Consider the following 24,726-nt stretch of genomic DNA (forward strand, 5'->3'; position numbering starts at 1 on the left):
AATTCATGCTGACTGTTCTTGCCTTTGTTGTTGCTCTGGGGCTGCTGATTGCTGTCCATGAGTATGGTCACTATCGCGTAGCAGTGGCCTGTGGTGTCAAGGTGCTGCGCTTTTCCATTGGTATGGGCAAGCCCTTGTTCCGCTGGAGAGGCAAGAACGGTGAAACTGAATTCGTGATTGCCGCACTGCCTATTGGGGGCTATGTGCGCATGCTGGATGAGCGAGAAGGTGACGTGCCCGCAGACCAGCTCTCACGGGCGTTCAATCGACAGCCTTTGCGCAAGCGTGCCGCAATTGTGGCGGCAGGGCCCGCTGCAAATCTGCTGCTCGCCGTCCTGCTGTATGGCTTGGTGAACTGGATGGGGCAGGAGCAGCCGCAAGCCATTATTGCCAAGCCTGCGCAGGCGACGCTGGCAGAGCGTGCGGGCTTGTTGGGCGGAGAGCAGATTCTCAGTGTGCAGACTGCTGGCGCAGATGCTGCTGCGGTGGAGTCTTTTGAGGCTTTGCGCTGGGCGCTGATGCAGGCAGCCCTCAATGGCCGTGATGTAGAACTTATCTGGCAAAAGGCAGGCGGGCGTGAGCAAGGTCAGGCATATTTGCCGCTTTCCTCCTTGCAGGGCTCGGATCTGGATCAGACTGCTTTGCGCCAGATTGGCATTGAATATCCTTGGTCACCTGCGGTGCTGGGGGATGTGCTCACGGGCATGCCAGCCGAGAAAGCTGGGTTGCAGCCTGGCGATCGGGTACTTCAGGTCAATGACATACAGATTACGGATGCTCCGCAGCTGCGCAGTCTGATTCGCAGTGCTGCAGCCGATCCAGCTGTACAAAACGCGATGTGGCTGATTGAGCGTCAAGATCGCCAGCTGCAGCTTCCTGTGGAACTGGATGTGGTTGAAGACAAAGGCCTGACAATTGGCCGGGTCGGCGCCATGATAGGCAGCGCACCAGTCATGGTCTTGGTGCAAAAAGGGCCGATAGATAGTTTGCTCGCAGGTGTGGTCAAGACCTGGGATGTGTCCGTGCTGAGCTTGCAGATGATGGGCAAGATGTTGATTGGACAGGCATCTTTGCAAAACCTCAGTGGTCCGCTGACGATTGCTGACTATGCTGGCAAATCAGCCAGTCTTGGCTTGGTGCAGTACATCTTGTTTTTGGCCCTGATCAGCGTTAGCCTCGGCGTCTTAAATCTGCTGCCGCTTCCTGTTTTGGATGGTGGGCACCTGATGTATTATCTTTGGGAAGGTGTGACTGGCCGTGCGGTCAGTGACGTCTGGATGGAACGCTTGCAACGGGGGGGCATAGGCCTTTTGCTGGTGATGATGTCCATCGCTTTGTTTAACGATATCAGCCGCATTTGGGGCTAACGAGTCTCTGCCGATCCGCAAGGATGGCGCCTGCATCACAAATGAAACTATCTAAAAATCGATATGCTGCTCGCACGGCCTTGGCTGTGGCAGCCTTGCTGAGTGCTGCACAAGCTGCATGGGCTTTAGACCCATTCAAGGTCCAGGATATTCGTGTCGAAGGCCTGCAGCGCGTAGAGCCAGGAACGGTATTTGCCTCCATGCCTATTCGTGTAGGTGAAGAGTACAACGACGATAAAGGCGCGGCAGCAATTCGCGCCTTGTTTGCGTTGGGACTTTTCAAAGATGTGCGCCTGGAAGCGAACGGCAATGTGCTGGTGGTAGTGGTGGAAGAGCGCCCAACCATTGCCAACGTAGAGTTTGTGGGCACCAAGGAGTTCGATAAGGAAGCCTTGCAAAAAGCCATGCGTGATGTGGGATTGGCAGAGGGTCGTCCTTTTGACAAGGCGCTGGCAGATCGTGCAGAGCAGGAACTCAAGCGCCAGTACATCAACCGCAGCCTGTACGGTGCAGATGTTGTGACTACAGTCACGCCCATCGAGCGCAATCGCGTGAACCTGACGTTCTCAGTGACTGAAGGTGAGCCAGCCAAAATCAATGACATCCGCATTGTGGGCAATCACGCCTTCAGTGAATCGACGCTCAAGAAACAGTTCGACCAGGACACTGGTGGCTGGATGAGCTGGTACACCAAGTCCAATCGTTATTCACGCAGCAAATTGAATGCTGACCTGGAGGCGCTGCGTTCGTATTATCTGCAGCGTGGCTATCTGGACTTCCGTATCGACTCGACACAAGTTGCGATTTCTCCAGACAAGCAAAAGATCTCGCTGGTGGTCAATATCCATGAAGGGGACAAGTTTGTCGTCTCTGATGTGGAGCTGGATGGCAACTATCTGGGGCGTGAAGAAGAATTCAAGTCTCTGGTGAAGATTCGCCCTGGTCAGCCGTACAATGCAGACCAGGTGGCAGAAACGACCAAGGCATTTTCTGATCACTTCAGTAATTTTGGTTTTGCCTTTGCGCGTGTAGCGGCTGTGCCCGAGATTGATCGTGAGAAGAATCTCGTCAAGTTTGTGCTGCAGGCTGAGCCTTCGCGCCGTGCCTATGTGCGCCGCATCCATATCGAAGGCAATGATCGTACGCGTGACGAGGTGATTCGCCGTGAATTCCGCCAGTTTGAATCCTCTTGGTATGACGGTGACAAGATCAAGCTATCGCGCGATCGTGTAGACCGCCTGGGCTTTTTCACCGAAGTGGATGTCGATACCCAGGAAATTCCTGGTTCTCCTGACCAAGTGGACCTGGTGGTGCGTGTGAAGGAAAAACCCACCGGAGCAGTCACCTTGGGTGCGGGTTTCTCGAGCGCTGAAAAAGTGTCTTTGAGCTTTGGTATCAAGCAGGAAAATGCGTTTGGCTCGGGTAACTACTTGGGCCTTGATATCAATACCAGCAAATACAACCGTACGCTGGTGCTGAGTACCACCGATCCTTATTTCACACAGGATGGTATTTCTCGCACGATTGATGCCTTCTACAGAACATCCCGCCCTTATTCTGGTGATGTGTATGTGGATGACCAGGTGGTCAAGGCGGACCAGCTGTACAAGATCGTCTCCAAGGGGGCTTCAGTTCGTTTCGGCGTGCCTTTCAGCGAAATTGATACCGTGTATTTCGGTGCTGGTTTTGAGCAGACCAAGATTGATCGCGGTGTCTACATGCCTCGACAGTATGAGGCGCTTGCGGGTAAAAGCAACACTGCGGTTCCTCTGACGCTGGGCTGGGGGCGCGACTCACGTGACAGTGCTCTGGCGCCTAATTCCGGACGTTATCAGCGTGTGAACGCAGAGTTGTCTCCAGCTGGTGATCTGAAGTATGTGAAAGCCACTTACCAGTTCCAGCAGTATGTGCCAGTGACCAAGGCTGTGACATTTGCCTTTAATACGGAGCTGGGCTGGGGTAAGGGTCTGGGTGGTAATGCCTACCCCATCTTCAAGAATTTCTATGCGGGTGGTCTGGGCTCGGTTCGAGGCTTTGAGCAAGGCAGTCTGGGGCCACGTGCTACAGAGTACATTGGCCCCAATGGCTCTATTGAGAAATACAGTGGCGGTAGTTACTCGTATCTGGGCGGTAACAAAAAAGCCGTCATGAACTTTGAACTGATTGCTCCGTTTCCTGGTGCTGGCAACGACAAAACTCTGCGCTGGTTCACGTTTGTCGACGTTGGCACTATTTATGGTGACAAGGAGCAGACACGAGGTCTTGGTGTTATAAACGCCGATGGTATGCGAGCATCAGCAGGTATTGGCTTGAGCTGGATCTCTCCGCTGGGACCACTGCGACTGGCTTGGGCGAACCCCATTCGCAAACAACCAGGTGATGAGTTGCAAAAACTTCAATTTCAAATTGGAACGGCTTTCTGATGAAAAAAATGTATCGCACATTGGCAGTTTCTGCCCTGTTGGGTGGTCTGGCACTGACCACTTACGCACAAGAATTTAAGGCGGGCTTTGTGAACACGGATCGTATCTTCCGTGAGGCATCGTCAGCCAAGGCTGCACAAAGCAAGCTGGAGCAGGAGTTTTCCAAGCGTGAGCGTGAACTGATCGCTGCAAGCAATCAACTCAAGAGTGCATCAGAAGCTTTTGAACGTGATGCGCCTACGATGTCGGAGAGTCAGCGTCTGGCCAAGCAGCGTGCCTTGGTCGAGCAGGATCGTGACTTCCAGCGCAAGAGCCGTGAGTTCCAGGAGGACCTGAGTGTCCGCAAGAACGAGGAATTGGCTCGCGTGCTTGAGCAGGCCAACCGGGTGGTGCAGCAAGTTGCTGAAAAGGAAAAGTACGACATCATCCTGCAGGAAGCTGTCTACGTGAATCCCAAGCACGACATCACGGATAAAGTGATCAAAGCTTTGAACGACGGTTCCAAGTAAGCCTTGAGGGCATGGAAGTGATTGTTCAGCTTGGACAAATACTCGATGCCCTGGGTGGAGAACTGGTGGGGGGCAGCAGAGAAATACCAATTTCTCGAATTGCTCCCCTCGAGACCGCAGATGCTGGATCTATCAGTTTTCTGAGTAACCCAAGGTACGAAGCACAAATGGCCGCCTCCAAGGCGGCCTGTGTCGTTGTTGCGCCTGGCATGCGTGCAGCTGCCGAGCGACGTGGGCCATGTATTGTGGCGGCCAATCCCTATGTGTATTTCGCAAAGCTGACGCAGCTCTGGAAAGCGCAGCAGCAGGGTGGCGTCCGGACTGGTATTCATCCGTCAGCAGTTGTGGACGCTACGGCGCAGGTGGATGTATCTGCCTATATTGGGCCACTGTGTGTGATTGGCGCAGGCGTGAAAATCGGTGCGCATACGGTGTTGACCTCTCGAGTGACGGTTGCCGATGGCTGTGAGCTGGGCCAGCGTTGCCTGGTTCATCCAGGCGTAGTGATCGGCGCTGATGGCTTTGGCTTTGCGAATGAGGCCGGGAGCTGGGTCAAGATCGAGCAGCTCGGTGGTGTACGCATTGGTAACGACGTTGAAATTGGCGCCAATACCTGTATTGACCGCGGGGCGCTGGATGACACTGTGATTGAGGATGGCGTCAAGCTCGACAATCTCGTGCAGATTGCGCACAACGTGCACGTAGGCGCGCATACAGTAATCGCGGGTAATACAGGTATTGCTGGCAGTGCACGCATTGGCAAGCACTGCTCGATTGGTGGTGCAGCCAACATCCTGGGTCATCTGAGCATTGCCGATGGGACCAGTATTTCTCCAACATCCATGGTGACTCGCTCGATTCACCAGCCAGGCTTGTACACTGGCATCTTTCCTCTGCAAACTAACGAGCAGTGGGAGAAAAACGCCGCATCGCTCAAGCAATTGCATGTGCTGCGAGAGCGCATCAAAAAGCTGGAGCTTGCGATGCAAGCGGAAAAAAGCAAGAACGGAAATTCATAATGGATATTCACGCAATTCTCAAGCAACTTCCTCATCGTTATCCTTTCCTGCTGGTGGATCGTGTTGTAGAGCTTGAGAGCAACAAGCGCATTCGCGCCATCAAGAACGTTACTTTCAACGAGCCTTACTTCATGGGCCACTTTCCTGGCCGTCCCGTGATGCCCGGTGTGCTGATGCTGGAAGCGCTGGCGCAAGCTGCAGGCCTGCTGGCATTTGATGCCATGGGGCAGGTGCCTGATGAAAACAATATCTACTACTTCGTGGGCATTGACTCGGCACGCTTCAAGCGTCCTGTCGAGCCCGGTGATCAGCTGATTCTGGAAGCTTCGATTGATCGCGTGCGCGCCGGTATCTGGAAGTTCAAAGGCATAGCTCGTGTGGGTGATGAAGTCGCCTGTGAAGCAGAGCTGATGTGTACCATGCGTTATGTAGGCCCTGAAAAGCAGGCTTGATGAGCAACGCCAATATCCATTCCACTGCCATCATCCACGAAGGAGCACAGTTGCATCCTTCCGTGACTGTGGGCGCATACAGCGTGATTGGCAGTCATGTCAAGGTGGGTGCTGGCACGCGTATTGGGCCACACTGCGTCATTGAGGGTTACACCACCATTGGTGAAGACAATCAGATTTTTCAGTTTGCTTCACTGGGTGCGCAGCCGCAGGACAAGAAATATGCGGGTGAGCCTACGCAGCTGGTGATTGGTGACCGCAACACCATCCGTGAGTTCTGTACTTTCAATACGGGTACGGCACAGGATTCGGGTGTGACGCGCGTGGGCAATGACAACTGGATCATGGCCTATGTGCATATCGCGCACGATTGCGTGGTGGGCAATCACACAATTTTGGCGAACAACGCCACGCTGGCAGGGCACGTTCACCTGGGTGACTGGGTGATTCTGGGTGGCCTCACGGGCGTGCATCAGTTTGTCAAAATCGGTGCGCATGCCATGTCGGGTTTTGCCAGCCGTATCGCACAGGATGTGCCCCCATACATGATGGTCGAAGGCAATCCACTGGCTGTGCGCGGCTTCAATATTGAAGGTCTGCGTCGCCGTGGCTTTACGCCAGAGCGTATCCAGGCGGTCAAGCAGATGCACAAGCTGCTTTACCGTCAAGGTCTGACCTTGCAGGCAGCGCAGCAGTCAATCGGTGATCTCTTGACAGAAATTCCTGAGGCGACCGCTGACATTGCGTTGATGCAGGAATTTTTGCAGGCATCCACCCGAGGTATTGCACGCTAGATATGTCGCTACAAGACCTATTTCAGCCTCGCATAGCGATGGTGGCCGGCGAGACGTCAGGTGACTTGCTCGCCGGTTTGCTTTTGGACGGCATGCAGCAGCAGTGGCCCGGCGTCTCCAGCTATGGCATTGGTGGGCCCTGCATGCAGCAGCGTGGTTTTGAAGCGCTGTGGCCCAGCGAGCGGCTGGCCGTGCATGGGTACAGCTTTGAAGTGTTGATACGGCTGTGGGATATCCTGTCCATCCGCAAGCAGCTGCGCGCACGCCTGCTGCAAGATCGCCCTGATGTATTTGTTGGCGTAGATGCGCCGGACTTTAATCTGGGGCTGGAGCAGGATCTGCGCGCGGCAGGCATCAAGACTGTGCATTTTGTGTGCCCCTCCATCTGGGCCTGGCGCCCGGAGCGCATACACAAGATTCGTGCTGCGGCCGATCATGTACTCTGCCTGTTTCCGTTTGAGCCTGATTTGCTGGCGCAGCATGACATTGCTGCGACTTATGTCGGCCACCCGCTGGCGCAAGTCATCCCCATGGAGCCTGACCGTGCTGCGGCGCGTACGCGCCTGGGGCTGGAGCAGGACAAACCCGTGCTGGCTTTGCTGCCCGGTAGCCGCCGTGCCGAAGTGCAGTACATCGCCAAGCCATTCATGCAGGCCGCAGCGCTGCTCAAGCAGGAGTTTCCAGATCTGCAGGTGGTATTGCCTGCAGTGCCTGCTTTGCATGAGCGTCTGACTGCCTTGTCGCACGAGCTGCAAGTGGCGTCATGGCTGAAGATTGTCAAAGGTCAGTCGCACGATGTGCTGGCAGCCTGTGATTGCACCTTGATTGCCAGCGGCACAGCTACGCTGGAGGCCGCTTTGTTCAAGCGCCCCATGGTGATTGCCTACAACATGCACCCATGGAGCTACAAGCTCATGCAGCGCAAGCAATTGCAGCCATGGGTGGGTTTACCAAATATCTTGTGTTCAGACTTTGTGGTGCCTGAACTCCTGCAAGACCAGGCGACACCCCGTGCGCTGGCTGATGCGATTGCACAGTGGCTGGACCATAGCGAGCATGCACGGGCCAAGGTGAAGACCATACAGGCACGTTTTACCGCCTTGCACCACAGTTTGTTTCGAGATACCCCTCAGTTATCAGCACATGCCATCCAAAAAATCCTCTCTCCCTGAGCAAAGCACACTGCCTTGGCATGCGCCAGGTCTGGTTGCCGGGGTGGATGAGGCAGGGCGTGGCCCACTGGCAGGCCCTGTCGTTGCCGCCGCAGTGATTCTGGACGACTTGAACCCTATTGAAGGGCTGGCTGACTCCAAGAAGCTTTCCGCTGCACGTCGCGAAAAACTGTTCGACGAAATCCGTGCCAAGGCCCTGTGCTTTTGTATTGCACAGGCTTCGGTGGAAGAAATTGATCGCCTGAACATCCTGCAGGCCACCATGCTGGCCATGCAAAGAGCTGTGAATGGCCTGCGCCTGAAGCCCAGTCTGGTGCAGGTGGATGGCAATCGCATTCCAAGGCTGGACATGCAGGCCGAGGCTATTGTGAAGGGTGATGCCAAGGTGCAGGCCATCTCTGCTGCATCCATCCTCGCCAAGGTGCATCGTGACCGCTGGTGTCAGGAGTTTGATCTGCAATATCCGGAATACGGTTTTGCGGCACACAAAGGCTATGGCACGGCTGCCCATTTGCAGGCTTTGCGCGGACTGGGGGCTACGCCCGAGCACCGCCGCAGCTTTGCGCCTGTGACGCAGGTGCTGCAAACCTCGACAGCGCTTTCTGGCGCAGTGACAGAGCTATGAACATCACAGAAATTTCTTCGCGCGACAACGCGTTTGTCAAAGAGCTGCGCCGCCTCTCGCGCGAAAGCGGCATGTATCGCAAGCTGGGCCATGTGTGGCTGGAAGGTGACCACCTGTGCCGCGCAGCCCTCACGCGTGGTCTGACACCCAAGGTGGCTGTTTTTTCTAAGTCTTTTTGGCCTCTAGCGCCCGTGGAATGGGCGCAAGCAGCTAGCAAAGTAATAGTTCTGGATGATGCCTTGTTTGCAGATATCAGCGGTCTGGAGTCGCCTGCACGCATGGGATACATCCTGCCCTGGCAGGCGGATACGGCCATCTTGCCGGAGGCTCCTACCGTGGTGTTGGACCGTGTGCAGGATGCGGGCAATGTAGGCTCCATCTTGCGGTCGGCCTCTGCCTTTGGTTTCAAACAAATCATTGCCATGAAGGGTACGGCGGCGCTGTGGAGCCAGAAGGTGCTGCGTGCAGGCATGGGTGCACACTTTGCCTTGCACCTGGTAGAAGGGGTGGGGCCTGAGGCGCTGCAGCAGCTCAAGGTGCCGCTGCTGGTCACCAGTTCGCACCGTGGGGGGCTGATTCATGCATCGACATTGCCATGGCCCTGTGCATGGGCCATGGGGCATGAAGGGCAGGGCGTGGGTGAAGCAGTAGAAGCCTTGGCTGCGCAGCATGTGCGTATTGCCCAGCCTGGCGGAGAAGAGTCCCTGAATGTTGGTGCGGCGGCTGCTATCTGTTTACATGCCAGCGCGCTTTCTGCACTGAAGTGAGGCACTCCTCATGCGGGTTTATAAGAGCCTGCATGAGGCGATGGATATAATGAGTGGCTTTTCAGCATTATTTCCATACGCCTAGCGACGCTTTCCTCGCCATTCATTGCAGACAAAGCAACATGCTCCACGACGCTAGGTCGCAGGAGCACGCGCTGGGCGTAACCGTATTTAGAACCGGAGAATCCAGTGCTTTTGTCTCTTCAGGGAAGCTTCCCATCCGCCATCCTGGCGCTCGCAGACGGCACGGTCTTTATTGGCAATTCCATTGGTGCGCAAGGCACCACCGTGGGTGAAGTGGTGTTCAACACTGCTATCACTGGCTATCAGGAAATCCTCACCGATCCTAGCTACTGCCAACAGATCGTTACGCTGACATACCCCCACATCGGCAACTACGGTGTGAACCGAGAGGATGTGGAAGCCGACAAAGTCCATGCTGCAGGTTTGATCATCAAGAATCTGCCACTGCTGGCCAGCAACTTCCGCTGCGATGAAACTTTGTCCCAATATTTGGTGCGCAACCACACCGTTGCCATTGCCAACATTGACACCCGCAAGCTGACACGCCTGCTGCGAGACAAGGGCGCGCAAAACGGTGCCATCGTCGGTCTGGCAGCGGGTGAGCAAGTGACCCAGGCCAAGATTGACGAAGCACTGGCGGCTGCCAAGGCTGCGCCAGCCATGAAGGGGCTGGATCTGGCCAAGGTGGTGACCACCGAAGCTGCCTACGACTGGACGGAAACCGAGTGGAAGCTGGGCGAAGGCTACGGCAAGCTCGAGAGCCCCAAGTTCCACGTCGTGGCCTATGACTTTGGCGTGAAGAAGAACATCCTGCGCATGCTGGCTGAGCGCGGCTGCAAGCTGACCGTGGTTCCTGCCAAGACGCCTGCCAAGGACGTGCTGGCGCTGAATCCTGATGGTGTATTCCTGTCCAACGGCCCTGGCGACCCAGCGCCTTGCGACTACGCCATTGCTGCGGCGCAGGAAATCATGGCCGCCAAAAAGCCTTTGTTTGGCATCTGTCTGGGCCACCAGATCATGGCCCTGGCCTCGGGTGCCAAGACCTTCAAGATGCAGAACAGCCACCACGGTGCCAACCACCCTGTGAAGGAATTGGCCACCGGCCGCGTGAGCATCACCAGCCAGAACCACGGTTTTGCCGTGGAAATGGATACCCTGCCAGCCAATGTTCGCCCCACGCACATCAGCCTGTTTGACGGCACGCTGCAAGGCCTGGAACGCACCGATGTGCCCGCCTTCTGCTTCCAGGGCCACCCCGAGGCTTCGCCCGGACCCCATGACATCGCCTATTTGTTTGACCGCTTTACCGCGCTGATGGAGAGCCACAAAAATGCCTAAGCGCACCGACCTCAAAAGCATTCTGATCATTGGCGCTGGCCCCATCGTGATTGGCCAGGCCTGTGAATTCGACTACTCCGGCGTGCAGGCCTGCAAGGCGCTGCGCGAAGAGGGTTACAAGGTCATTCTGATCAACAGCAACCCAGCGACGATCATGACCGACCCCAATACGGCGGACGTGACCTACATCGAGCCCATCACCTGGCAGACGGTCGAGAAGATCATCGCCAAGGAGCGCCCCGATGCCATCCTGCCCACCATGGGTGGCCAGACTGCGCTGAACTGCGCGCTGGATCTGTGGAAGCACGGTGTGCTGGATAAGTACAACGTGGAGCTGATCGGTGCCAAGCCTGAAGCCATCGACAAGGCAGAAGACCGCCTGAAGTTCAAGGACGCCATGACCAAGATTGGTCTGGGCTCCGCACGCTCGGGCATTGCGCACTCCATGGAAGAAGCCTGGGAAGTGCAAAAGCACGTGGGTTTCCCCACCGTGATTCGCCCCAGCTTCACGCTGGGCGGCACAGGCGGTGGCATTGCCTACAACGCCGAAGAATTCGAGACCATCTGCAAGCGCGGTCTGGAAGCATCCCCCACCAACGAACTCCTGATTGAAGAGTCGCTGCTGGGCTGGAAAGAGTACGAGATGGAAGTGGTGCGCGACAAGGCGGACAACTGCATCATCGTGTGCTCGATCGAAAACCTGGACCCCATGGGTGTACACACCGGTGACTCCATCACCGTGGCGCCTGCACAGACGCTGACCGACAAGGAATACCAGATCATGCGCAATGCCTCGCTGGCAGTGCTGCGTGAAATTGGTGTGGACACTGGCGGCTCCAACGTGCAGTTCTCGGTGAATCCCAAGGACGGTCGCATGATCGTCATTGAGATGAACCCCCGCGTCTCGCGTTCCTCGGCACTGGCTTCCAAGGCCACAGGTTTCCCAATTGCCAAGATCGCGGCCAAGCTGGCTGTGGGCTTTACGCTGGACGAGCTCAAGAACGAAATCACCGGTGGCGCAACCCCCGCATCGTTCGAGCCCACCATCGACTACGTGGTCACCAAGATCCCACGTTTTGCGTTCGAGAAGTTCCCTGCTGCTGACAACCGCCTGACCACCCAGATGAAGTCTGTGGGTGAGGTGATGGCCATTGGCCGTACCTTCCAGGAATCCTTCCAGAAGGCCCTGCGTGGTCTGGAAGTGGGCGTGGACGGCATGAACGAGAAGACCCAGGACCGCGAAATCCTGGAAAAGGAACTGGGCGAGCCTGGTCCCGAGCGCATCTGGTACGTGGGCGATGCCTTCGCTGCCGGCTGGACGCTGGATGAAGTGCACAACATCACCAAGATCGACAAGTGGTTCCTGGTGCAGATCGAAGAGATCGTGAAGATCGAACTCGAACTGGACAAGCACTACGAAGCCCATGGTGACAAGGCGCTGTCCATGCTGGACGCTGCTACGCTGCGCGCCTTGAAGCAAAAGGGCTTCTCTGACCGTCGCCTGGCCAAGCTGCTGCACACCACCGACAAGGCCGTGCGCGAAGCCCGCAAGGCACTGAAGGTGCGCCCCGTGTTCAAGCGCGTGGACACCTGCGCAGCGGAGTTCGCCTCCAACACCGCCTACATGTATTCGACTTATGACGAAGAGTGCGAAGCCGCACCTTCGGACAAGAAGAAGATCATGGTGCTGGGTGGTGGCCCCAACCGCATCGGCCAAGGTATTGAGTTTGACTACTGCTGCGTGCACGCAGCCATGGCCATGCGCGAAGATGGTTACGAAACCATCATGGTCAACTGCAACCCCGAAACCGTTTCGACCGACTACGACACGTCTGACCGCCTGTACTTCGAGCCACTGACGCTGGAAGACGTGCTGGAAATCGTGGACGTGGAGCAGCCTGACGGCGTGATCGTGCAATACGGCGGTCAGACACCTTTGAAGCTGGCCCTGGGTCTGGAGCGCGAAGGCGTGAAGATCATCGGCACGACCCCTGACATGATTGACGCAGCCGAAGACCGTGAGCGCTTCCAGAAGCTGCTCAACGACCTGGGTCTGCGCCAGCCACCTAACGCGACTGCGCGTACGGAAGAAGAAGCACTGGAAAAGGCTGCTGGCCTGGGCTACCCTCTGGTGGTGCGTCCTTCCTACGTGCTGGGCGGCCGTGCGATGGAAATCGTGCACGAGCAGCGCGACCTGGAGCGCTATATGCGCGAAGCCGTGAAGGTTTCCAACGACTCCCCCGTGCTGCTGGACCACTTCCTGTCCAACGCCATTGAGTGCGATGTGGACTGTGTGCGTGACAAGACAGGTGCCGTGTACATCGGCGGTGTGATGGAGCACATCGAGCAAGCGGGCGTGCACTCCGGTGACTCGGCCTGCTCGCTGCCTCCTTACTACCTGAAGGCTGACACTGTGGCTGAAATCAAGCGCCAGACCGCTGCCATGGCCGCAGGCCTGAACGTGGTGGGCCTGATGAACGTGCAGTTCGCCATCAAGGAGCAAGACGGCCAGGACGTGATCTACGTGCTGGAAGTGAACCCCCGTGCTTCGCGTACCGTGCCTTTCGTCTCCAAGGCGACCGGCGTGCAGCTGGCCAAGGTGGCAGCACGCTGCATGGCTGGCGACACTCTGGCAGAGCAGGGCATCACCAAGGAAGTGACACCGCCTTACTTCAGCGTCAAGGAAGCGGTGTTCCCCTTCGTGAAGTTCCCCGGTGTGGACACCATCCTCGGCCCTGAGATGAAGTCCACTGGTGAAGTCATGGGCGTGGGCAAGACCTTCGGCGAAGCCTTTGTGAAGAGCCAGCTGGGCGCAGGCGTGAATCTGCCTGAGTCTGGCAAGGTGTTCCTGTCGGTGAAGAACAACGACAAGGCACGTGCCGTGGCTGTGGGCAAGGAGCTGGCTGCCATGGGTTACACCCTGTGCGCTACGCGCGGCACTGCAGCTGCTCTGGCAGAAGCGGGCCTGGAAGTGCAGGCTGTGAACAAGGTGGCAGAAGGTCGCCCTCACATCGTGGACATGATCAAGAATGGCGAAATCGCCATGGTCATCAACACGGTGGAAGAGCGCCGCAACGCCATTGCGGACTCCCGCGCCATCCGTACCAGCGCTTTGCTCAACCGCGTGACCACCTTCACCACCATCTTCGGCGCAGAAGCTGCCGTGGATGGCATGAAGGCCATGCGTGGCGATCTGGAAGTACATTCGGTGCAGGAATTGCACGCAATGTTGCAGCATTCATAGGCTGCATCGGGTTTTACTGAGGGTCGGCGGCTGTAAACACGGCATAATTGACTCCTAAACCTAGGAACACCGCCGCGCGGCTCACTGCGCGGCGGTTTGCTTTTGGGGCGTCCCATCCATACAGCCACGTCGTGTGGCGCTCTGGACATGCCCTTGTGGCGCAACTGCGCAATCGTGTGCGTGTACGCCCAGCCGTATGTGGAGAAACTGACATGGCAACCATTCCAATTACCAAGCGTGGCGCAGAAAAGCTCAAGGCCGAGCTGCAGCGCCTGAAGACTGTGGACCGTCCTGAAGTGATTCAGGCCATCGCCGAAGCACGTGCCCAGGGCGACCTGAGTGAAAACGCCGAGTACGAGTCCGCCAAGGATCGCCAGGGCTTTATTGAAGGTCGCATCATGGAGATCGAAGGCAAGCTCTCGACCGCACAGATCATTGACCCCGCCGCACTCGATGCGCAGGGCCGCGTGGTGTTTGGCGCGACTGTCGATCTGGAAGACGAAGACACGGGCAACCAGGTGACCTACCAGATCGTGGGTGAAGACGAGGCCGATCTGAAGCACGGCCTGATCAACATCTCCAGCCCTATTGCCCGCGCCCTGATCGGTAAGGAAGAGGGCGATGTGGCCGAAGTGCAGGCCCCCGGTGGTGTGCGCCGCTACGAAATCGTTGCGGTCAAGTACATCTAAGGCAACGCTTCAGCAGGCATGGCCGCACACAGCACACGCCCCAAAGCTGCGCTGGCGCTCGCTGGCAGCTGGCTGCTGACGCTCAGTCTGAGCACGCTGGCCGTGGCCGTGCTGCTGCTCAGTGCCAGCAACTGGCATGCGGTGCGTGACCAGCTGCAGCAGCTGAGTTTGTGGCAGTCATGGATTTCTATAGCAGCTTGCGCTGGTCTGCTGGTCATTTCGCGTAAAAAACACTCGGAAAACCAGCAGGAATGGGCGCAAGGCGCTCTACTTATTTATGTGATCGGTGGCTTGCTGACTGCGCTGGTGCTGCACCATGGTGTGCTGACACAGTTTCTGGCGCAGCACGAGAGTCTGCTGCGTCAGGCACAGGTGCTGGTACTGCTGGCGCTGCACTGGCTGTGTGCCGTGCTGACACTGCGCAGCCTCTGGCGATTCCGCCAGGCTGGCTGATACGGCTGCTGAACACCATCCATGAAAAAAACCGCTGGGCGCAAGCCGCAGCGGTTTTTTCTTGCCAGCAGATGTAGCTTAGAAGCGGTGGCGGATACCCACGGCTACGCTGGTGCCGGAACCGTTGCTTGCTGTGAATGGAGAAGGCATGTTCTTGATCTTGTCGTACATCACCACGGTGTACACATCGGTGCGCTTGGACAGGAAGTGGTCATAGCCCAGGGTATAGGTGGTGCGTTTGATATCTGCAGGGTTAGCAGTTTCTGCCTTGGTGTAGGCCGCAGCAGCCTTGAAGGTGCCGGCCTTGGTTACAGGCACGTCTACGCCCAGCGATGTGGTCTTGGCGTCGTACTTGGGTACAGTCGAGTCCTTGACCTTGGATTGGCCGTATGTGGCATACAGCTTGGCTACGGAGAAGTCATAGCTGCCGCCCAGCATCCAGTTTTGCTTGGTAGGCTGCTCTGAAGTGTTGGGGTTACGAATCTGAGCGCGCTCGATGAAAGCAGTCAGGGCCAGCGGGCCCTGGAAGTACAGCACATTGGCGCCTACGTTCTTCTTGTTCTTGTTGTCGCCGCTTTGCTCACCAAACTGGTAGTGCAGGTTGGCGCTCAGACCGCCAAAGCTGGGAGTGCTGTAGGTGATCTGGTTGCTCCAGCCAGTGTCCGCAGCTGTGGTCTTGTAGTTGTGGGTATCATCCACACCCCAGCCCGTATTGGCGTGCAGCACCAGCGGCGAGACAGTGAAGGAGTCACCGTAGGGGTTGAACAGGATGGTAGGCAGGAAGTTGGGGGCCATGGAGCGGCCCAGCTTTACCGTACCAAAGCCACCAGACAGGGAGACATTGGCGTCACGCGCGAAGAAAGTTTCGTCGTAGGCGCCGGAGCCTACGTCCCAACGACCAGGGGTGCCGGTGTCTGCGCGGAAGAAAGCACCCAGTGCAAAGCCAGCCTTCAGACCATTGCCCAGGTCTTCCGTGCCCTTGATGCCCCACCACGATGTGGTCAGGCCGCCAGAACCCACCTGGCTGGTGCGTGCACCACCGGGAGCCTTCATGGAGCCGACATACATGTCGACCAGGCCAGACAGTTCTACGTTGCTTTGGGCGTGCGCAGTACCCAGGCATGCCAGCGCGGCACCCAGGGCGATCAGAGTGTGTTTCATGGGGGAATCCCTCAAAAGGTCAATAGCTAAGCTTGAAATTTTTTGAGCGAACTGCAGGCTGAAAACACTGTCTGCAGTTGCTTTTGCTTATAAAGCATGAGCCGTGCCAAATCGAGGGATGGTTGTGGGTACTACGCAAGATGAAGTAGTAGGTCTTTACTTGCTGTGCATGCGGCTGAGCAAATCTTGTGCTGCGGCTTCTGGATCTGGCGCATTGACCAGTGCACGCACCACAGCAATCGAGCCCACGCCAGTGCTCAATACCTGTGGGAACTGCTCAGCCGCAATGCCGCCAATGGCCACCAGTGGGTACTGCTGCATCAGCCGCACATAGGCCTGCAGGCGTGCCACACCTTGCGGTGCGGTGGCCATTTTCTTGAGCGTGGTGGGGAACACGGCACCAAGGGCGATATAGCTGGGCTGCACCGCATGGGCGCGCACCATTTCGGCGTAGCCGTGGGTGCTCACGCCCAGACGCAGGCCACTGGCACGGATGGCGTCCAGTTGCGCACCTTCAAGGGCATCGAGGTCCTCCTGGCCCACGTGGATGCCGTATGCACCTGCATCAATGGCCGCTTGCCAGTGGTCGTTGATAAACAGGCGTGCGTTGGTGCCTTGCACGGCTGCCACAGCGGCCTGCACTTCGCGGCGAATGGCTGCCTGGTCATCGCTTTTGAAGCGCAGCTGCACCGTGGGCACACCTGCGCGGGCCATGCGTCCCACCCATTCAGCAGTGGGTAGTACGCCGTACAGACCCAGAGCACGTGGGCATTCTGGGAAAGCCAGCGTGGGGTCTGCACCTGCCAGGCCAAAGTCCTGCGGGTCATCAGGCCAGTGGGCGGCATCGAACTGGCCAGTACGTTCTGTCTGGCGCTGCCAGGCCTGGGCCAGGCATTCGGCGTCAATGGCGATAAAGCCCAGCGCGCTGCAGGCCTGCAAAGCGGCGAGATACGCCGGTTCGCTGCGGCTGGGGGCTGGCACAGGCTGCGAGGGCAGCGTGTCAGACGTAAAGGTGGCGCGGTGCGCGGCCACGATGGCGCTGGCCATCTCGGTGATGTGTTGCTCAGTCATGGTGCCAGAACGGTGTGCCAAGAACGGGGGTGCTGGGCTGGGCGGCAGATTGCTCAGCCATGGCACCAGCCAGATAGCCATCACGGCCAGCCTGCACGGCATCGGCAAAGGCACCAGCCATGCGCACGGGGTCTTCCGACAGGGCCACGGCGGTGTTGAGCAGCACGCCATCAAAGCCCCACTCCATGACGGTGCAAGCGTGCGAGGGGCGGCCCAGACCGGCGTCCACGATCAGCGGCACATTCAGGCGCTCGCGCAGCACCTGCATGGCATAGGGGTTGGCAGGGCCACGGCCTGTGCCAATGGGGGCAGCCCAGGGCATGACGGCCTGGCAGCCGACGTCCACCAGGCGCTGGCACAGCACCAAGTCTTCGGTGCAGTAGGGTAGCACCTGAAAGCCGTCTTTGATAAGGATGGAGGCAGCTTCCACCAGATTCAGCGTATCGGGCTGCAAGGTGTAGTCGTCGCCAATCAGCTCCAGCTTGATCCAGGGCGTGTCAAACACTTCACGCGCCATCTGGGCGGTGGTGACGGCTTCCTGGATGGTCATGCAGCCCGCGGTGTTGGGCAGCACGGGCACGTTGAGTTTGCGCAGCAGCTCCCAGAAGCTGGCGCCGGTTTCGGCGGCATTGCTGCCCTGGCGGCGCAGGGAGGCGGTGACCATGGCGGGCTTGGCGCGTGTAACGGCGGCTTCCAGCACCGCAGGCGATGGGTAACGCGAGGTGCCCAGCAGCAGGCGGCTGTGGAAGGTCTGGCCGTACAGCACTAGGCTGTCGGTGGCAGAAGAAGTCTCAGTAGTCATATCGTTTTGATAGCTGCCAGCGCCCGTCAGATAAGCGCTAGAGGCCAATTTCATTCAAATTTCTGAAAGATGCTCAGCCGCCTGTGACAGGGGCAATGATTTCCAGGCGATCGCCCGCTTGCAGGGTGCGAGTGGCATAGCCGGACTTGGGTACGAATTCCGTATTCACGGCAACGGCAAACGGTGGCTTGGGTTGCCATTGGGCAACGGCATCGGCCACGGTGGCGTGGTCAGGCAGTTCCACGGTTTGTTGGTTGATGGTGATGTGCATGTCTGTCCAGATCAGGGCAAAGACGGGGTAGAAAAAATCAGACGCCAGCAGGCTGGTGCACGGCCACGTCAAAGCGTTCGGCCAGCTCGGTGCTGCCGGTGCGCAGTATCTGCAGCGTGACGTCGAGCATAGCCGGAGAAATCATGTAGCCATGGCGGTACAGGCCGTTGACCTGCAGCACGCGCTCGCTCAGCCAGCGCACGGCAGGCAGATTGTCTGGCAGCGTAGGGCGGCACTGGGTGGCAATTTCCAGAATGCGTGCTTCGGCAAACCCTGAGTGCACGGTGTAGAGGGCGCTGAGCAGCTCCATGACCGAGCGCAGGCTGGCTGGGCTCATGTCGTCAGATTCGATCTCGGTCGCGCCAATCACAAACAAATGGTTTTCCTTGGGTGCGATGTACAGCGGATAGCGGGGGTGCACCAGGCGTGTGGGGCGCTGCAGGGTCACTTCAGGTGCATACACGCGCACGACCTCGCCGCGTATGCCGCGCAGGGATTTCCATTCGGTGCGCGCGCCCAGGCCGCGGGCGTCAATCACCAGATCGGGCTGGCCTGCGGTACCAGGCGCAAAGTCGGTGGTTTCGCGTGGGGTGTGCCAGTGAAAGTTAACGCCCAGGCGTGTCAGTGTTTTTTCAAGGGCAGCCAGCAGCTGGCGGTTGTCCAGCTGGCCTTCACCGGGCAGGTAGACGCCCTGAGTAAAACGGCCCTGCAGGGCGGGCTCTACGTCGTTCAGGCGCTGGGCGTTCAGGTTTTCCAGCGCTGGCAGCGTGGGGTTGATTCGGCGGTTTTTCTCAAACAGTCCGCACAGGCGGTTGGCGTCTGCTGTGTCCTGACGGTGCCAGACAACGAGCGTGCCGTTTTGCTGAAAGAAGACGTGCTCCTGGAGTTGCGCAATCAGCTCAGGCCAGCGCGTGAGGCCATACTGGCCCATGCGCACCACGCCGGGTTCGGTGATGGCCGACTCCGCCAGTGGCGCCAGCATGGCTGCTGCCACGCGAGCGGCGGCCCCATCGGCTTCGGGTCCCTTGGCTTCGAACATGTCCACGCGATGCCCTTCACGTGCCAGCTCCAGGGCCAGCAGACGGCCCATCAGGCCTGCGCCCAGAATGGCAATGTGTGAAGGTGAGGTCAGAGCGATCATGGTGAGTGTTTACGTCCGTTTATCTGTGTCGCCAAGGACAAAACGGGCGTGCTGCCGCTCCGGTGAAACTCCCCACGCCAGCATGATCTGGATCGGGTAGCGGGGCCTGCATGGCTGCATTGTCTGCCCCAGGGTCTTTCTCAGCCGCGCACCGGGCTGCCGTTCGTTGGCAGTTCTGGCGGGACACCCCTGTTTCGTCCACAAGCCTCGATTACAGCACAGCAGGGGGCACTGCGGGGCTGAGGCAGGAACAAGCCTTGGCTTGAGTCATAATTTTTCGTATGACGATGCAACAGATGCCTTCGGGCAGTGCCACTTCCTCCCTGCCGCGCTATGCGCGTGTGCTCTCCATCGCTGGCTCGGACAGCGGCGGTGGCGCAGGTATCCAGGCTGACCTCAAGACTTTTGCCGCACTGGGCTGCTATGGCATGACGGCGATTACCGCCATTACCGCACAGAACACGCAAGGTGTGCGCGCCATCCACGGTATTCCCCCCGAGATGCTGCAGGCGCAGATCGATGCCGTGATGCAGGATATTGGTGCAGACGCCATCAAGATCGGCATGCTGCACGCGCCAGAGATTGTGCATGTCGTGGCCGATGCCATTCGCCGCCATGGCATCACCAAGGTGGTGCTCGACCCAGTGATGGTCGCCACCAGTGGTGACAAGCTCATCCATGATGAAACCGCAGAAGTGCTGGTGCGCGAGCTGTTTCCGCTGGCGACCGTCATCACGCCCAACCTGGACGAAGCAGGCTGGCTGATTGGCCGCAAGATTGAAGATGTCTCAGACATGGAAGCTGCCGCCCAGGCGTTGCTGAATATGGGCGCGCCGCATGTGCTGCTCAAGGGCGGCCATCTGCCTGGTGAATGGGTGGTAGACCTGCTGGCAGGCAAGGACGGCTTGCGCAAGGAACTGGGCAGCCAGCGAATTCATACGCACAACGGCCACGGCACGGGCTGCACGCTCTCGTCCGCAATTGCGGCGCACATGGCACTGGGGTTTGAACTGCAGCCTGCGGTAGAGAGTGCGCGTACCTATATCGTGGGGGCAATTGCCTCGGGTGCGCAGGTACATACAGGGCAGGGGCACGGGCCGCTGAACCATGGTTTTGCACCATTGCCTCAGATGATTTTCAGGGGCTAGGGCTTATCCAGACTGCGCAAGCAGCTATAAAAAACGGCGCTTGAAGCGCCGTTTGCTGTTTGGGTGAGAGTAGTTCTTACCAGCCCCAGCCCAGGCTGGTAGACATCCAGCCTTCTTGGTCGTCAGCAGTTTGGACCTTGGCCCAGTCACCCTGCTTTTCCAGCGTCTTGACGATGTCGTACTTGTTCAGCTTGGTCACGACTGCGTGGTTGGTACCAGGGCCTGAGCGCAGGTTCACTGTATTGGCCTTGACCAGGAAGTGGGGCTCATCGGTGGTCAAGGGTTTGTGCACCCAGCCCAGCATGCCTTCAAAGTCCTTGACCTTGAGCCAGTCACCTTCGCGTGCAATCACTTGCACGGGATAGCCTTTGATCAGCTCCCAGGCAATTTCAGACTTGGTGGTCGGTTTGGCGCGAATGTTGACGGTGTTGCCCTTGATACTCAGAAACTCTTGTGCTTGGGCGAGCGTAGGGGCAGCAGTCAGCATGCCAGTCAACAACAGCGTCGCAAAGCCTCCACGGCGCAGGGAGCGGGTGAGGTGAAGGGTGAATGAGTGCAACACGCGGCAATAACTCCTGTTAATCAATGGGATGAGGCACCGGGCTCACTCAAACATGCCGGTGGTTGAGCACCTGCGTAACCCGGCGGTATCACCAGTGCAAGCCTGTGACTTGCCTTGTGGTGTGAGCGGTGCTTCGAGCGTAATACACAGTGCCTCACATGGGGTGATCATGCCGCACAGCGTCTGATAGAAAGTTGTTTTCCTACAAGCTCAGAAGGCATGTGCTGACATTTTTACAACGCGGCGCATATTAACTGCTGAAACCTTTGGACACAACTAAACTGCGCAAGCAATTTTGCGCTGGATGAAAGCATGACAAAGCAGCAAGGTCTGGCTGTTGCATTCCAGTGCCGTATATGCAGGACGAGCATGCCCTGTGCCAGCTCCTATCTCTCAACGGTAGCCTGCGGCTATTGAAATGGCGCTGTCGGGATGTATGTCCCGTACAGCGCCATTGCAGTCTTCAGTGATTTCTCAGTGGTTTATCAGCTGACTGCGCTACGCGGCAGGCATCGTGCCAGCACAAAGCAGATCAACAGGGTAGGAATGGCGCGGCCTGCATCCTCGCTGATCAGCGGCATGCAGTGGTAGAGCACAATGCCACCCAGCCACAGCACGACGGTGCTCCAGCGCACGCTGTGCATGGTCTGCAGCTGTATTTGCGGCTGCCAGGCCAGGCGTCCCAGAATCACGCCAAACAGAGGTACAAACACCGAGCTGAGCAGCAGCAGAAATGGCTCAATGCTGTGCATGGGCAGCACCATTGCCAGCAGCACGCAGACCAGCGTCAGCAGCAGGCCCCACTGGCGCACACTCCAGCGCGGCAGCACGCTGTGTACCGCCATGGCGCCGGAGTAGGTGTCGCCATAGGCGTTGTCGACCTCGTCAATCAGAATCAGGCTCAGTGCAATCAGCCCCCCTTGAGCCAGCAGCAAGGCGGTGACCAGATCCTGGCTTGGCAGCGTCAATGCCACCAGCACGCCCAGTCCGTAGCACCAGATGTTGGCCAGCGCAAAGCCCAGCCAGGTGCCATGCAGGGCAGAGCGGCCATCGCGCCCGTGGCGTGCATAGTCAGCGACCAGGGGCAGCCAGGAAATGGGCATGGCTACCACCAGATCCATGGCTGGCAACCAGCCCAGGCCGCCTGTGCCTTGCCGCTGCCAGATGTTGTGCCAGCCTTGCTGCAGTGCCAGCTGCACAAAGCTCCAGCTCAGCCACAGCAGTGACAGCACCACCAGCGGCAGTGCAACGCGTGCAATCAGCTGGCGCACCAGCTTGAGCATGGAGCCGCTGATCAGCAGGGCAATCACCATGCCCCAGAGCAGGGTGGTCATCACTGGCCAGTAGCTGGCCTGCATGCCCCCAGCCTCGCGGGCAATGGCGATGGTGGCATCGCGCATCACCACCAGTTCAAACGTACCCCAGCCAATGAGCTGCACCAGATTCAGCAGGATGGGCAGCTTGGCAAACTGCGTGCCGTAGACATGCGTCATCAGCGCCGCACTGGAAAGCCCCGACCTGCAGGCAATCAATGCCATCCAGCCGAGCAGGCCTGCGCCCAGCAAGGAGCCCAGCACAATCGCCAGTACTGCCTGCTGGGTGGACAGTGCAGGCACCAGATAGGCACCCACCTGCATGACCAGCAGGCCTACGCCCAGACTGAACCACAATGCGGCATGGTCACGAAAACCAAAGACACGCTCTGTATGGTGGGTGGGTGACAGCGCCTGGTTGCGCGGCGCTGAAGCGGAAGAAGAAACAGACATGAATGCTCCGTATGTCAACGAAGCAGGGGCCGTGACGGCGCGCCACGCCGCACCGGGAACCACGGCGGGCGAATCACCAGAACAGCTTCCCTGCGCGAGGATGACCTCAATCAGGTTCAAAGGGTGTGATCTCAGCCCTGCTGCAGCGCAGCAGGACACCCCTAGCGAATGCCAGCAAAGTGGCGGGGCGGATTGTGCCTGTGGATGGGAGAAATAGCCAGTGGCCAGGACTTCACGGCGTGGAGGGCCTGCGTCGCGGAACGCTATGGCTGAAGTGCTCTTTGCAGCGCATCTACACAAAATGCCATGCTGTCCCAGGACGTGTCGTAGCTGGGTGAGAACCGCAGCACAGAGTGCAGCTGGCGGGCCTGCATATCCCATGGCGTAAAAGCTGCCGGACATAACGCTGCTTCAATGCCCTGGCGTTGCAGGCTGGTGTGGATATGTTCATGGCTGTGCGATACGCATTCCAGAGTCACGATGCCAGAGAGATGCTCGCGTTGTGGAATATGGACTTTGACCGCAGGGAGGGTCTGCAAGCGCTCTCGCAGCCATGTTGCACGTTCCTGGATTTGCTCTTGCACCTTGGCTGCGCCAGCAGCATTCCATTCGTCGAATGCCTGACTCAAACCCAGTCGCAAGGCGATGGATGACTCTGAGAGCTCCAGTTTTTTGGCATCCGTCCTATGGACCCACGTACTGTCTGTTTGCCATGGGCGGGAGAAGTGGTCTGCACCCAGTGGATGTAGGGAGGGTAAAAAGTCTGGATGCACATAGGCAAAACCTGTGCCGCGAGGCCCTCTGAGCCACTTGCGACCGGGAGCGGTGAGCGCAGTACATTGCAGTGCTTGCACGTCAATGTGCCACTGTCCCATGGCCTGCGCTGCATCAATCAGCAAGGGCGTCCTGTACTGCGCACAAAGTGCGCCAATGGTCTGTGCAGGTTGAATGAGCGGGCTGTTGGATGAAAACCAGGTCAGCACCACCAGACTGGTGGGTGTTTGCAGCAAGCGGTCCAAGGCATCTATATCCACAAGGCCATCAGCATTGCATGGCATTTCTTCGATGCGGACGCCGTACTGCGCGCGCAGCTGCATCAAGACACCCAGGTTGCCTCCCCATTCATTGCGGGCAACGAGAATGCGCCCACCTTGGCGCCAATCCATGCTGCTGATGATGCGACCCCAGCCGTCGCTATTACCTTGCGTCAAAGCGATATCTTCAGGGCGTGCATGGATAGCCTGCGCGATTTTTTGATAAACGCTGGCGATGTCTTTGTGTACCTGCTTGGCTGCGAGATAGCTGCCCATTTGCTGCTCTTGGTACATATAGGCATGCATGGTGTTGCGCGTAGCGTCCGACATCAGGCCGCAGGCGGCATGGTTGAGATAGTGCATGAAATGGGGGGTGAGTGGGAGCTTCTGGTCGGTGCTGACAGTCTAGGGCGCAGCGTGCCTGATGCACCTCGTATTCAACGTAGGCAGTCGTCAGGCTTTTGTCCCTGCCTGACTGGTCGACGACATCATCACCATCTCATGCCCTGCAGCTTTGCCAAGCTGCCTACACTTCACACCATGCCAAATCTCTATGACGCTTTGACGCAGATGCTGCGTGAGTACTGGAAGGCCCATGATGGCGCCTATCCCCAAGCCATTGAACTGATGCCCCAGGATCTGCAGGCGCTGCGAACAGGTCGCAAACTGATCAATGAATCCATGAACTTTCAGTTGGACGAAGACTGGGGTGAGGAGTTTCTGGGCGTGCCGTTGCGTGAAGGGCAGATGAACTGTCTGGTCGCAGGTGATGGCCAGCGTCTGCCCGTACAGCTGACCGACGAGGAGCAGCCGCCTGCAGCCTGAATTTTGATCAAAATGGCTTTCAGGGCAGATGTAGTCTGCGCTGGAAGCTATGTATTTGGAAGCTGCCTC

At 58.1% G+C, this 24,726-nt stretch carries 23 protein-coding genes and 1 riboswitch; of the genes, 15 read left to right on the forward strand and 8 right to left on the reverse strand.

The genetic code is table 11. The annotated features are described in order from the left end of the window. Nucleotides 1-5: 5 nt before the first annotated feature. The 13 genes from rseP (at nucleotide 6) to B5M06_RS11325 (ending at nucleotide 14,876) form a co-directional block, all read left to right on the forward strand. A complete protein-coding gene (gene rseP, locus B5M06_RS11265) occupies nucleotides 6-1,367 on the forward strand; it encodes an RIP metalloprotease RseP (protein WP_054066862.1) in 1,362 nt (453 codons plus the stop codon). A gap of 41 nt (nucleotides 1,368-1,408) precedes the next feature. Next, nucleotides 1,409-3,790: an outer membrane protein assembly factor BamA gene (gene bamA, locus B5M06_RS11270; protein WP_054066940.1), complete on the forward strand. Its 2,382-nt coding sequence runs from the start codon at nucleotides 1,409-1,411 to the stop codon at nucleotides 3,788-3,790. Continuing rightward, a complete protein-coding gene (locus B5M06_RS11275; RefSeq protein ID WP_054066863.1) occupies nucleotides 3,790-4,299 on the forward strand; it encodes an OmpH/Skp family outer membrane protein in 510 nt (169 codons plus the stop codon). Before bamA ends, B5M06_RS11275 begins: the two co-directional genes overlap by 1 nt. A gap of 17 nt (nucleotides 4,300-4,316) precedes the next feature. Beyond that, nucleotides 4,317-5,318, forward strand: coding sequence for a UDP-3-O-(3-hydroxymyristoyl)glucosamine N-acyltransferase (gene lpxD, locus B5M06_RS11280; protein WP_054066941.1), 1,002 nt, complete (start codon nucleotides 4,317-4,319; stop codon nucleotides 5,316-5,318). Continuing rightward, nucleotides 5,315-5,770 carry a 3-hydroxyacyl-ACP dehydratase FabZ gene (gene fabZ / locus B5M06_RS11285; protein WP_054066942.1) on the forward strand — a complete coding sequence of 152 codons (456 nt, stop codon included), beginning with the start codon at nucleotides 5,315-5,317 and terminating at the stop codon, nucleotides 5,768-5,770. The genes lpxD and fabZ overlap by 4 nt, the downstream gene beginning before the upstream one ends. After that, on the forward strand, nucleotides 5,770-6,564 hold the full coding sequence (gene lpxA, locus B5M06_RS11290; RefSeq protein WP_054066864.1) for an acyl-ACP--UDP-N-acetylglucosamine O-acyltransferase: 795 nt from the start codon (nucleotides 5,770-5,772) through the stop codon (nucleotides 6,562-6,564). Before fabZ ends, lpxA begins: the two co-directional genes overlap by 1 nt. 2 nt (nucleotides 6,565-6,566) lie before the next feature. Further along, nucleotides 6,567-7,736, forward strand: coding sequence for a lipid-A-disaccharide synthase (lpxB, locus tag B5M06_RS11295; RefSeq protein WP_054066865.1), 1,170 nt, complete (start codon nucleotides 6,567-6,569; stop codon nucleotides 7,734-7,736). Beyond that, nucleotides 7,708-8,361, forward strand: coding sequence for a ribonuclease HII (gene rnhB / locus B5M06_RS11300; RefSeq protein ID WP_054066866.1), 654 nt, complete (start codon nucleotides 7,708-7,710; stop codon nucleotides 8,359-8,361). The genes lpxB and rnhB overlap by 29 nt, the downstream gene beginning before the upstream one ends. Further along, the gene (locus B5M06_RS11305) at nucleotides 8,358-9,128 is read left to right on the forward strand and encodes a TrmH family RNA methyltransferase (RefSeq protein ID WP_054066867.1); all 771 of its coding nucleotides are present in this window, start codon (nucleotides 8,358-8,360) and stop codon (nucleotides 9,126-9,128) included. The genes rnhB and B5M06_RS11305 overlap by 4 nt, the downstream gene beginning before the upstream one ends. Before the next feature lie 189 nt (nucleotides 9,129-9,317). Then, a complete protein-coding gene (gene carA / locus B5M06_RS11310; protein ID WP_054066868.1) occupies nucleotides 9,318-10,490 on the forward strand; it encodes a glutamine-hydrolyzing carbamoyl-phosphate synthase small subunit in 1,173 nt (390 codons plus the stop codon). Next, entirely contained in the window at nucleotides 10,483-13,734 is a 3,252-nt protein-coding gene (gene carB, locus B5M06_RS11315) for a carbamoyl-phosphate synthase large subunit (RefSeq protein WP_054066869.1), read from the forward strand. The genes carA and carB overlap by 8 nt, the downstream gene beginning before the upstream one ends. A gap of 212 nt (nucleotides 13,735-13,946) precedes the next feature. Then, complete coding sequence (greA, locus tag B5M06_RS11320; protein WP_054066943.1) at nucleotides 13,947-14,423, forward strand: transcription elongation factor GreA; 477 nt, start codon at nucleotides 13,947-13,949, stop codon at nucleotides 14,421-14,423. A gap of 18 nt (nucleotides 14,424-14,441) precedes the next feature. Further along, a complete protein-coding gene (locus B5M06_RS11325) occupies nucleotides 14,442-14,876 on the forward strand; it encodes a hypothetical protein (RefSeq protein WP_054066870.1) in 435 nt (144 codons plus the stop codon). Nucleotides 14,877-14,954: 78 nt separating this feature from the next. On the opposite strand, the gene B5M06_RS11330 is transcribed toward B5M06_RS11325, so the two are convergent. From B5M06_RS11330 to B5M06_RS11350, 5 genes are all read right to left on the reverse strand, one after another. After that, nucleotides 14,955-16,037, reverse strand: coding sequence for a porin (locus tag B5M06_RS11330; RefSeq protein ID WP_054066871.1), 1,083 nt, complete (start codon nucleotides 16,035-16,037; stop codon nucleotides 14,955-14,957). 156 nt (nucleotides 16,038-16,193) lie between these two features. Continuing rightward, nucleotides 16,194-17,108 (reverse strand): thiamine phosphate synthase, encoded by a 915-nt coding sequence (gene thiE / locus B5M06_RS11335; protein ID WP_054066872.1) that lies wholly within the window; start codon nucleotides 17,106-17,108, stop codon nucleotides 16,194-16,196. After that, the gene (locus tag B5M06_RS11340; RefSeq protein ID WP_054066944.1) at nucleotides 17,101-17,910 is read right to left on the reverse strand and encodes a thiazole synthase; all 810 of its coding nucleotides are present in this window, start codon (nucleotides 17,908-17,910) and stop codon (nucleotides 17,101-17,103) included. Before B5M06_RS11340 ends, thiE begins: the two co-directional genes overlap by 8 nt. Before the next feature lie 73 nt (nucleotides 17,911-17,983). Then, on the reverse strand, nucleotides 17,984-18,181 hold the full coding sequence (thiS, locus tag B5M06_RS11345) for a sulfur carrier protein ThiS (RefSeq protein ID WP_054066945.1): 198 nt from the start codon (nucleotides 18,179-18,181) through the stop codon (nucleotides 17,984-17,986). Between the two features lie 37 nt (nucleotides 18,182-18,218). Continuing rightward, nucleotides 18,219-19,322 (reverse strand): FAD-dependent oxidoreductase, encoded by a 1,104-nt coding sequence (locus tag B5M06_RS11350; protein ID WP_077344866.1) that lies wholly within the window; start codon nucleotides 19,320-19,322, stop codon nucleotides 18,219-18,221. A 281-nt stretch (nucleotides 19,323-19,603) separates the two neighbouring features. Here B5M06_RS11350 and thiD point away from each other — a divergent pair, with 281 nt between their 5' ends. Continuing rightward, entirely contained in the window at nucleotides 19,604-20,470 is an 867-nt protein-coding gene (thiD, locus tag B5M06_RS11355; protein WP_054066873.1) for a bifunctional hydroxymethylpyrimidine kinase/phosphomethylpyrimidine kinase, read from the forward strand. Between the two features lie 76 nt (nucleotides 20,471-20,546). On the opposite strand, the gene B5M06_RS11360 is transcribed toward thiD, so the two are convergent. From B5M06_RS11360 to B5M06_RS11370, 3 genes are all read right to left on the reverse strand, one after another. Further along, complete coding sequence (locus tag B5M06_RS11360; RefSeq protein ID WP_054066874.1) at nucleotides 20,547-20,957, reverse strand: SH3 domain-containing protein; 411 nt, start codon at nucleotides 20,955-20,957, stop codon at nucleotides 20,547-20,549. Nucleotides 20,958-21,517: 560 nt separating this feature from the next. Further along, on the reverse strand, nucleotides 21,518-22,798 hold the full coding sequence (locus B5M06_RS11365) for a purine-cytosine permease family protein (protein WP_054066875.1): 1,281 nt from the start codon (nucleotides 22,796-22,798) through the stop codon (nucleotides 21,518-21,520). Between the two features lie 70 nt (nucleotides 22,799-22,868). Continuing rightward, nucleotides 22,869-22,971: riboswitch (TPP riboswitch) on the reverse strand. 90 nt (nucleotides 22,972-23,061) lie between these two features. Continuing rightward, nucleotides 23,062-24,195, reverse strand: a complete 1,134-nt coding sequence (locus tag B5M06_RS11370) for an aminotransferase class V-fold PLP-dependent enzyme (RefSeq protein ID WP_054066876.1) — start codon at nucleotides 24,193-24,195, stop codon at nucleotides 23,062-23,064. A 177-nt stretch (nucleotides 24,196-24,372) separates the two neighbouring features. Between B5M06_RS11370 and B5M06_RS11375 the strand changes: the two genes are divergently transcribed. Beyond that, the gene (locus B5M06_RS11375; protein ID WP_162777433.1) at nucleotides 24,373-24,657 is read left to right on the forward strand and encodes a hypothetical protein; all 285 of its coding nucleotides are present in this window, start codon (nucleotides 24,373-24,375) and stop codon (nucleotides 24,655-24,657) included. Nucleotides 24,658-24,726 lie beyond the last annotated feature (69 nt).

Source organism: Comamonas kerstersii, from assembly GCF_002056725.1.
GTDB lineage: Bacteria > Pseudomonadota > Gammaproteobacteria > Burkholderiales > Burkholderiaceae_C > Comamonas > Comamonas kerstersii.

Excerpts from the sequence above, each read along its gene's own strand:
- rseP (WP_054066862.1), top strand. The coding sequence starts at position 6 with ATGCTGACTGTTCTTGCCTTTGTTGTTGCTCTGGGGCTGCTGATTGCT.
- bamA (WP_054066940.1), top strand. The coding sequence starts at position 1,409 with ATGAAACTATCTAAAAATCGATATGCTGCTCGCACGGCCTTGGCTGTG.
- B5M06_RS11275 (WP_054066863.1), top strand. The coding sequence starts at position 3,790 with ATGAAAAAAATGTATCGCACATTGGCAGTTTCTGCCCTGTTGGGTGGT.
- lpxA (WP_054066864.1), top strand. The coding sequence starts at position 5,770 with ATGAGCAACGCCAATATCCATTCCACTGCCATCATCCACGAAGGAGCA.
- lpxB (WP_054066865.1), top strand. The coding sequence starts at position 6,567 with ATGTCGCTACAAGACCTATTTCAGCCTCGCATAGCGATGGTGGCCGGC.
- rnhB (WP_054066866.1), top strand. The coding sequence starts at position 7,708 with ATGCCATCCAAAAAATCCTCTCTCCCTGAGCAAAGCACACTGCCTTGG.
- B5M06_RS11305 (WP_054066867.1), top strand. The coding sequence starts at position 8,358 with ATGAACATCACAGAAATTTCTTCGCGCGACAACGCGTTTGTCAAAGAG.
- carB (WP_054066869.1), top strand. The coding sequence starts at position 10,483 with ATGCCTAAGCGCACCGACCTCAAAAGCATTCTGATCATTGGCGCTGGC.
- greA (WP_054066943.1), top strand. The coding sequence starts at position 13,947 with ATGGCAACCATTCCAATTACCAAGCGTGGCGCAGAAAAGCTCAAGGCC.
- B5M06_RS11325 (WP_054066870.1), top strand. The coding sequence starts at position 14,442 with ATGGCCGCACACAGCACACGCCCCAAAGCTGCGCTGGCGCTCGCTGGC.
- B5M06_RS11330 (WP_054066871.1), bottom strand. The coding sequence starts at position 16,037 with ATGAAACACACTCTGATCGCCCTGGGTGCCGCGCTGGCATGCCTGGGT.
- thiE (WP_054066872.1), bottom strand. The coding sequence starts at position 17,108 with ATGACTGAGCAACACATCACCGAGATGGCCAGCGCCATCGTGGCCGCG.
- B5M06_RS11340 (WP_054066944.1), bottom strand. The coding sequence starts at position 17,910 with ATGACTACTGAGACTTCTTCTGCCACCGACAGCCTAGTGCTGTACGGC.
- thiS (WP_054066945.1), bottom strand. The coding sequence starts at position 18,181 with ATGCACATCACCATCAACCAACAAACCGTGGAACTGCCTGACCACGCC.
- B5M06_RS11350 (WP_077344866.1), bottom strand. The coding sequence starts at position 19,322 with ATGATCGCTCTGACCTCACCTTCACACATTGCCATTCTGGGCGCAGGC.
- thiD (WP_054066873.1), top strand. The coding sequence starts at position 19,604 with ATGACGATGCAACAGATGCCTTCGGGCAGTGCCACTTCCTCCCTGCCG.
- B5M06_RS11360 (WP_054066874.1), bottom strand. The coding sequence starts at position 20,957 with ATGCTGACTGCTGCCCCTACGCTCGCCCAAGCACAAGAGTTTCTGAGT.
- B5M06_RS11365 (WP_054066875.1), bottom strand. The coding sequence starts at position 22,798 with ATGTCTGTTTCTTCTTCCGCTTCAGCGCCGCGCAACCAGGCGCTGTCA.
- B5M06_RS11370 (WP_054066876.1), bottom strand. The coding sequence starts at position 24,195 with ATGCACTATCTCAACCATGCCGCCTGCGGCCTGATGTCGGACGCTACG.
- B5M06_RS11375 (WP_162777433.1), top strand. The coding sequence starts at position 24,373 with ATGCCAAATCTCTATGACGCTTTGACGCAGATGCTGCGTGAGTACTGG.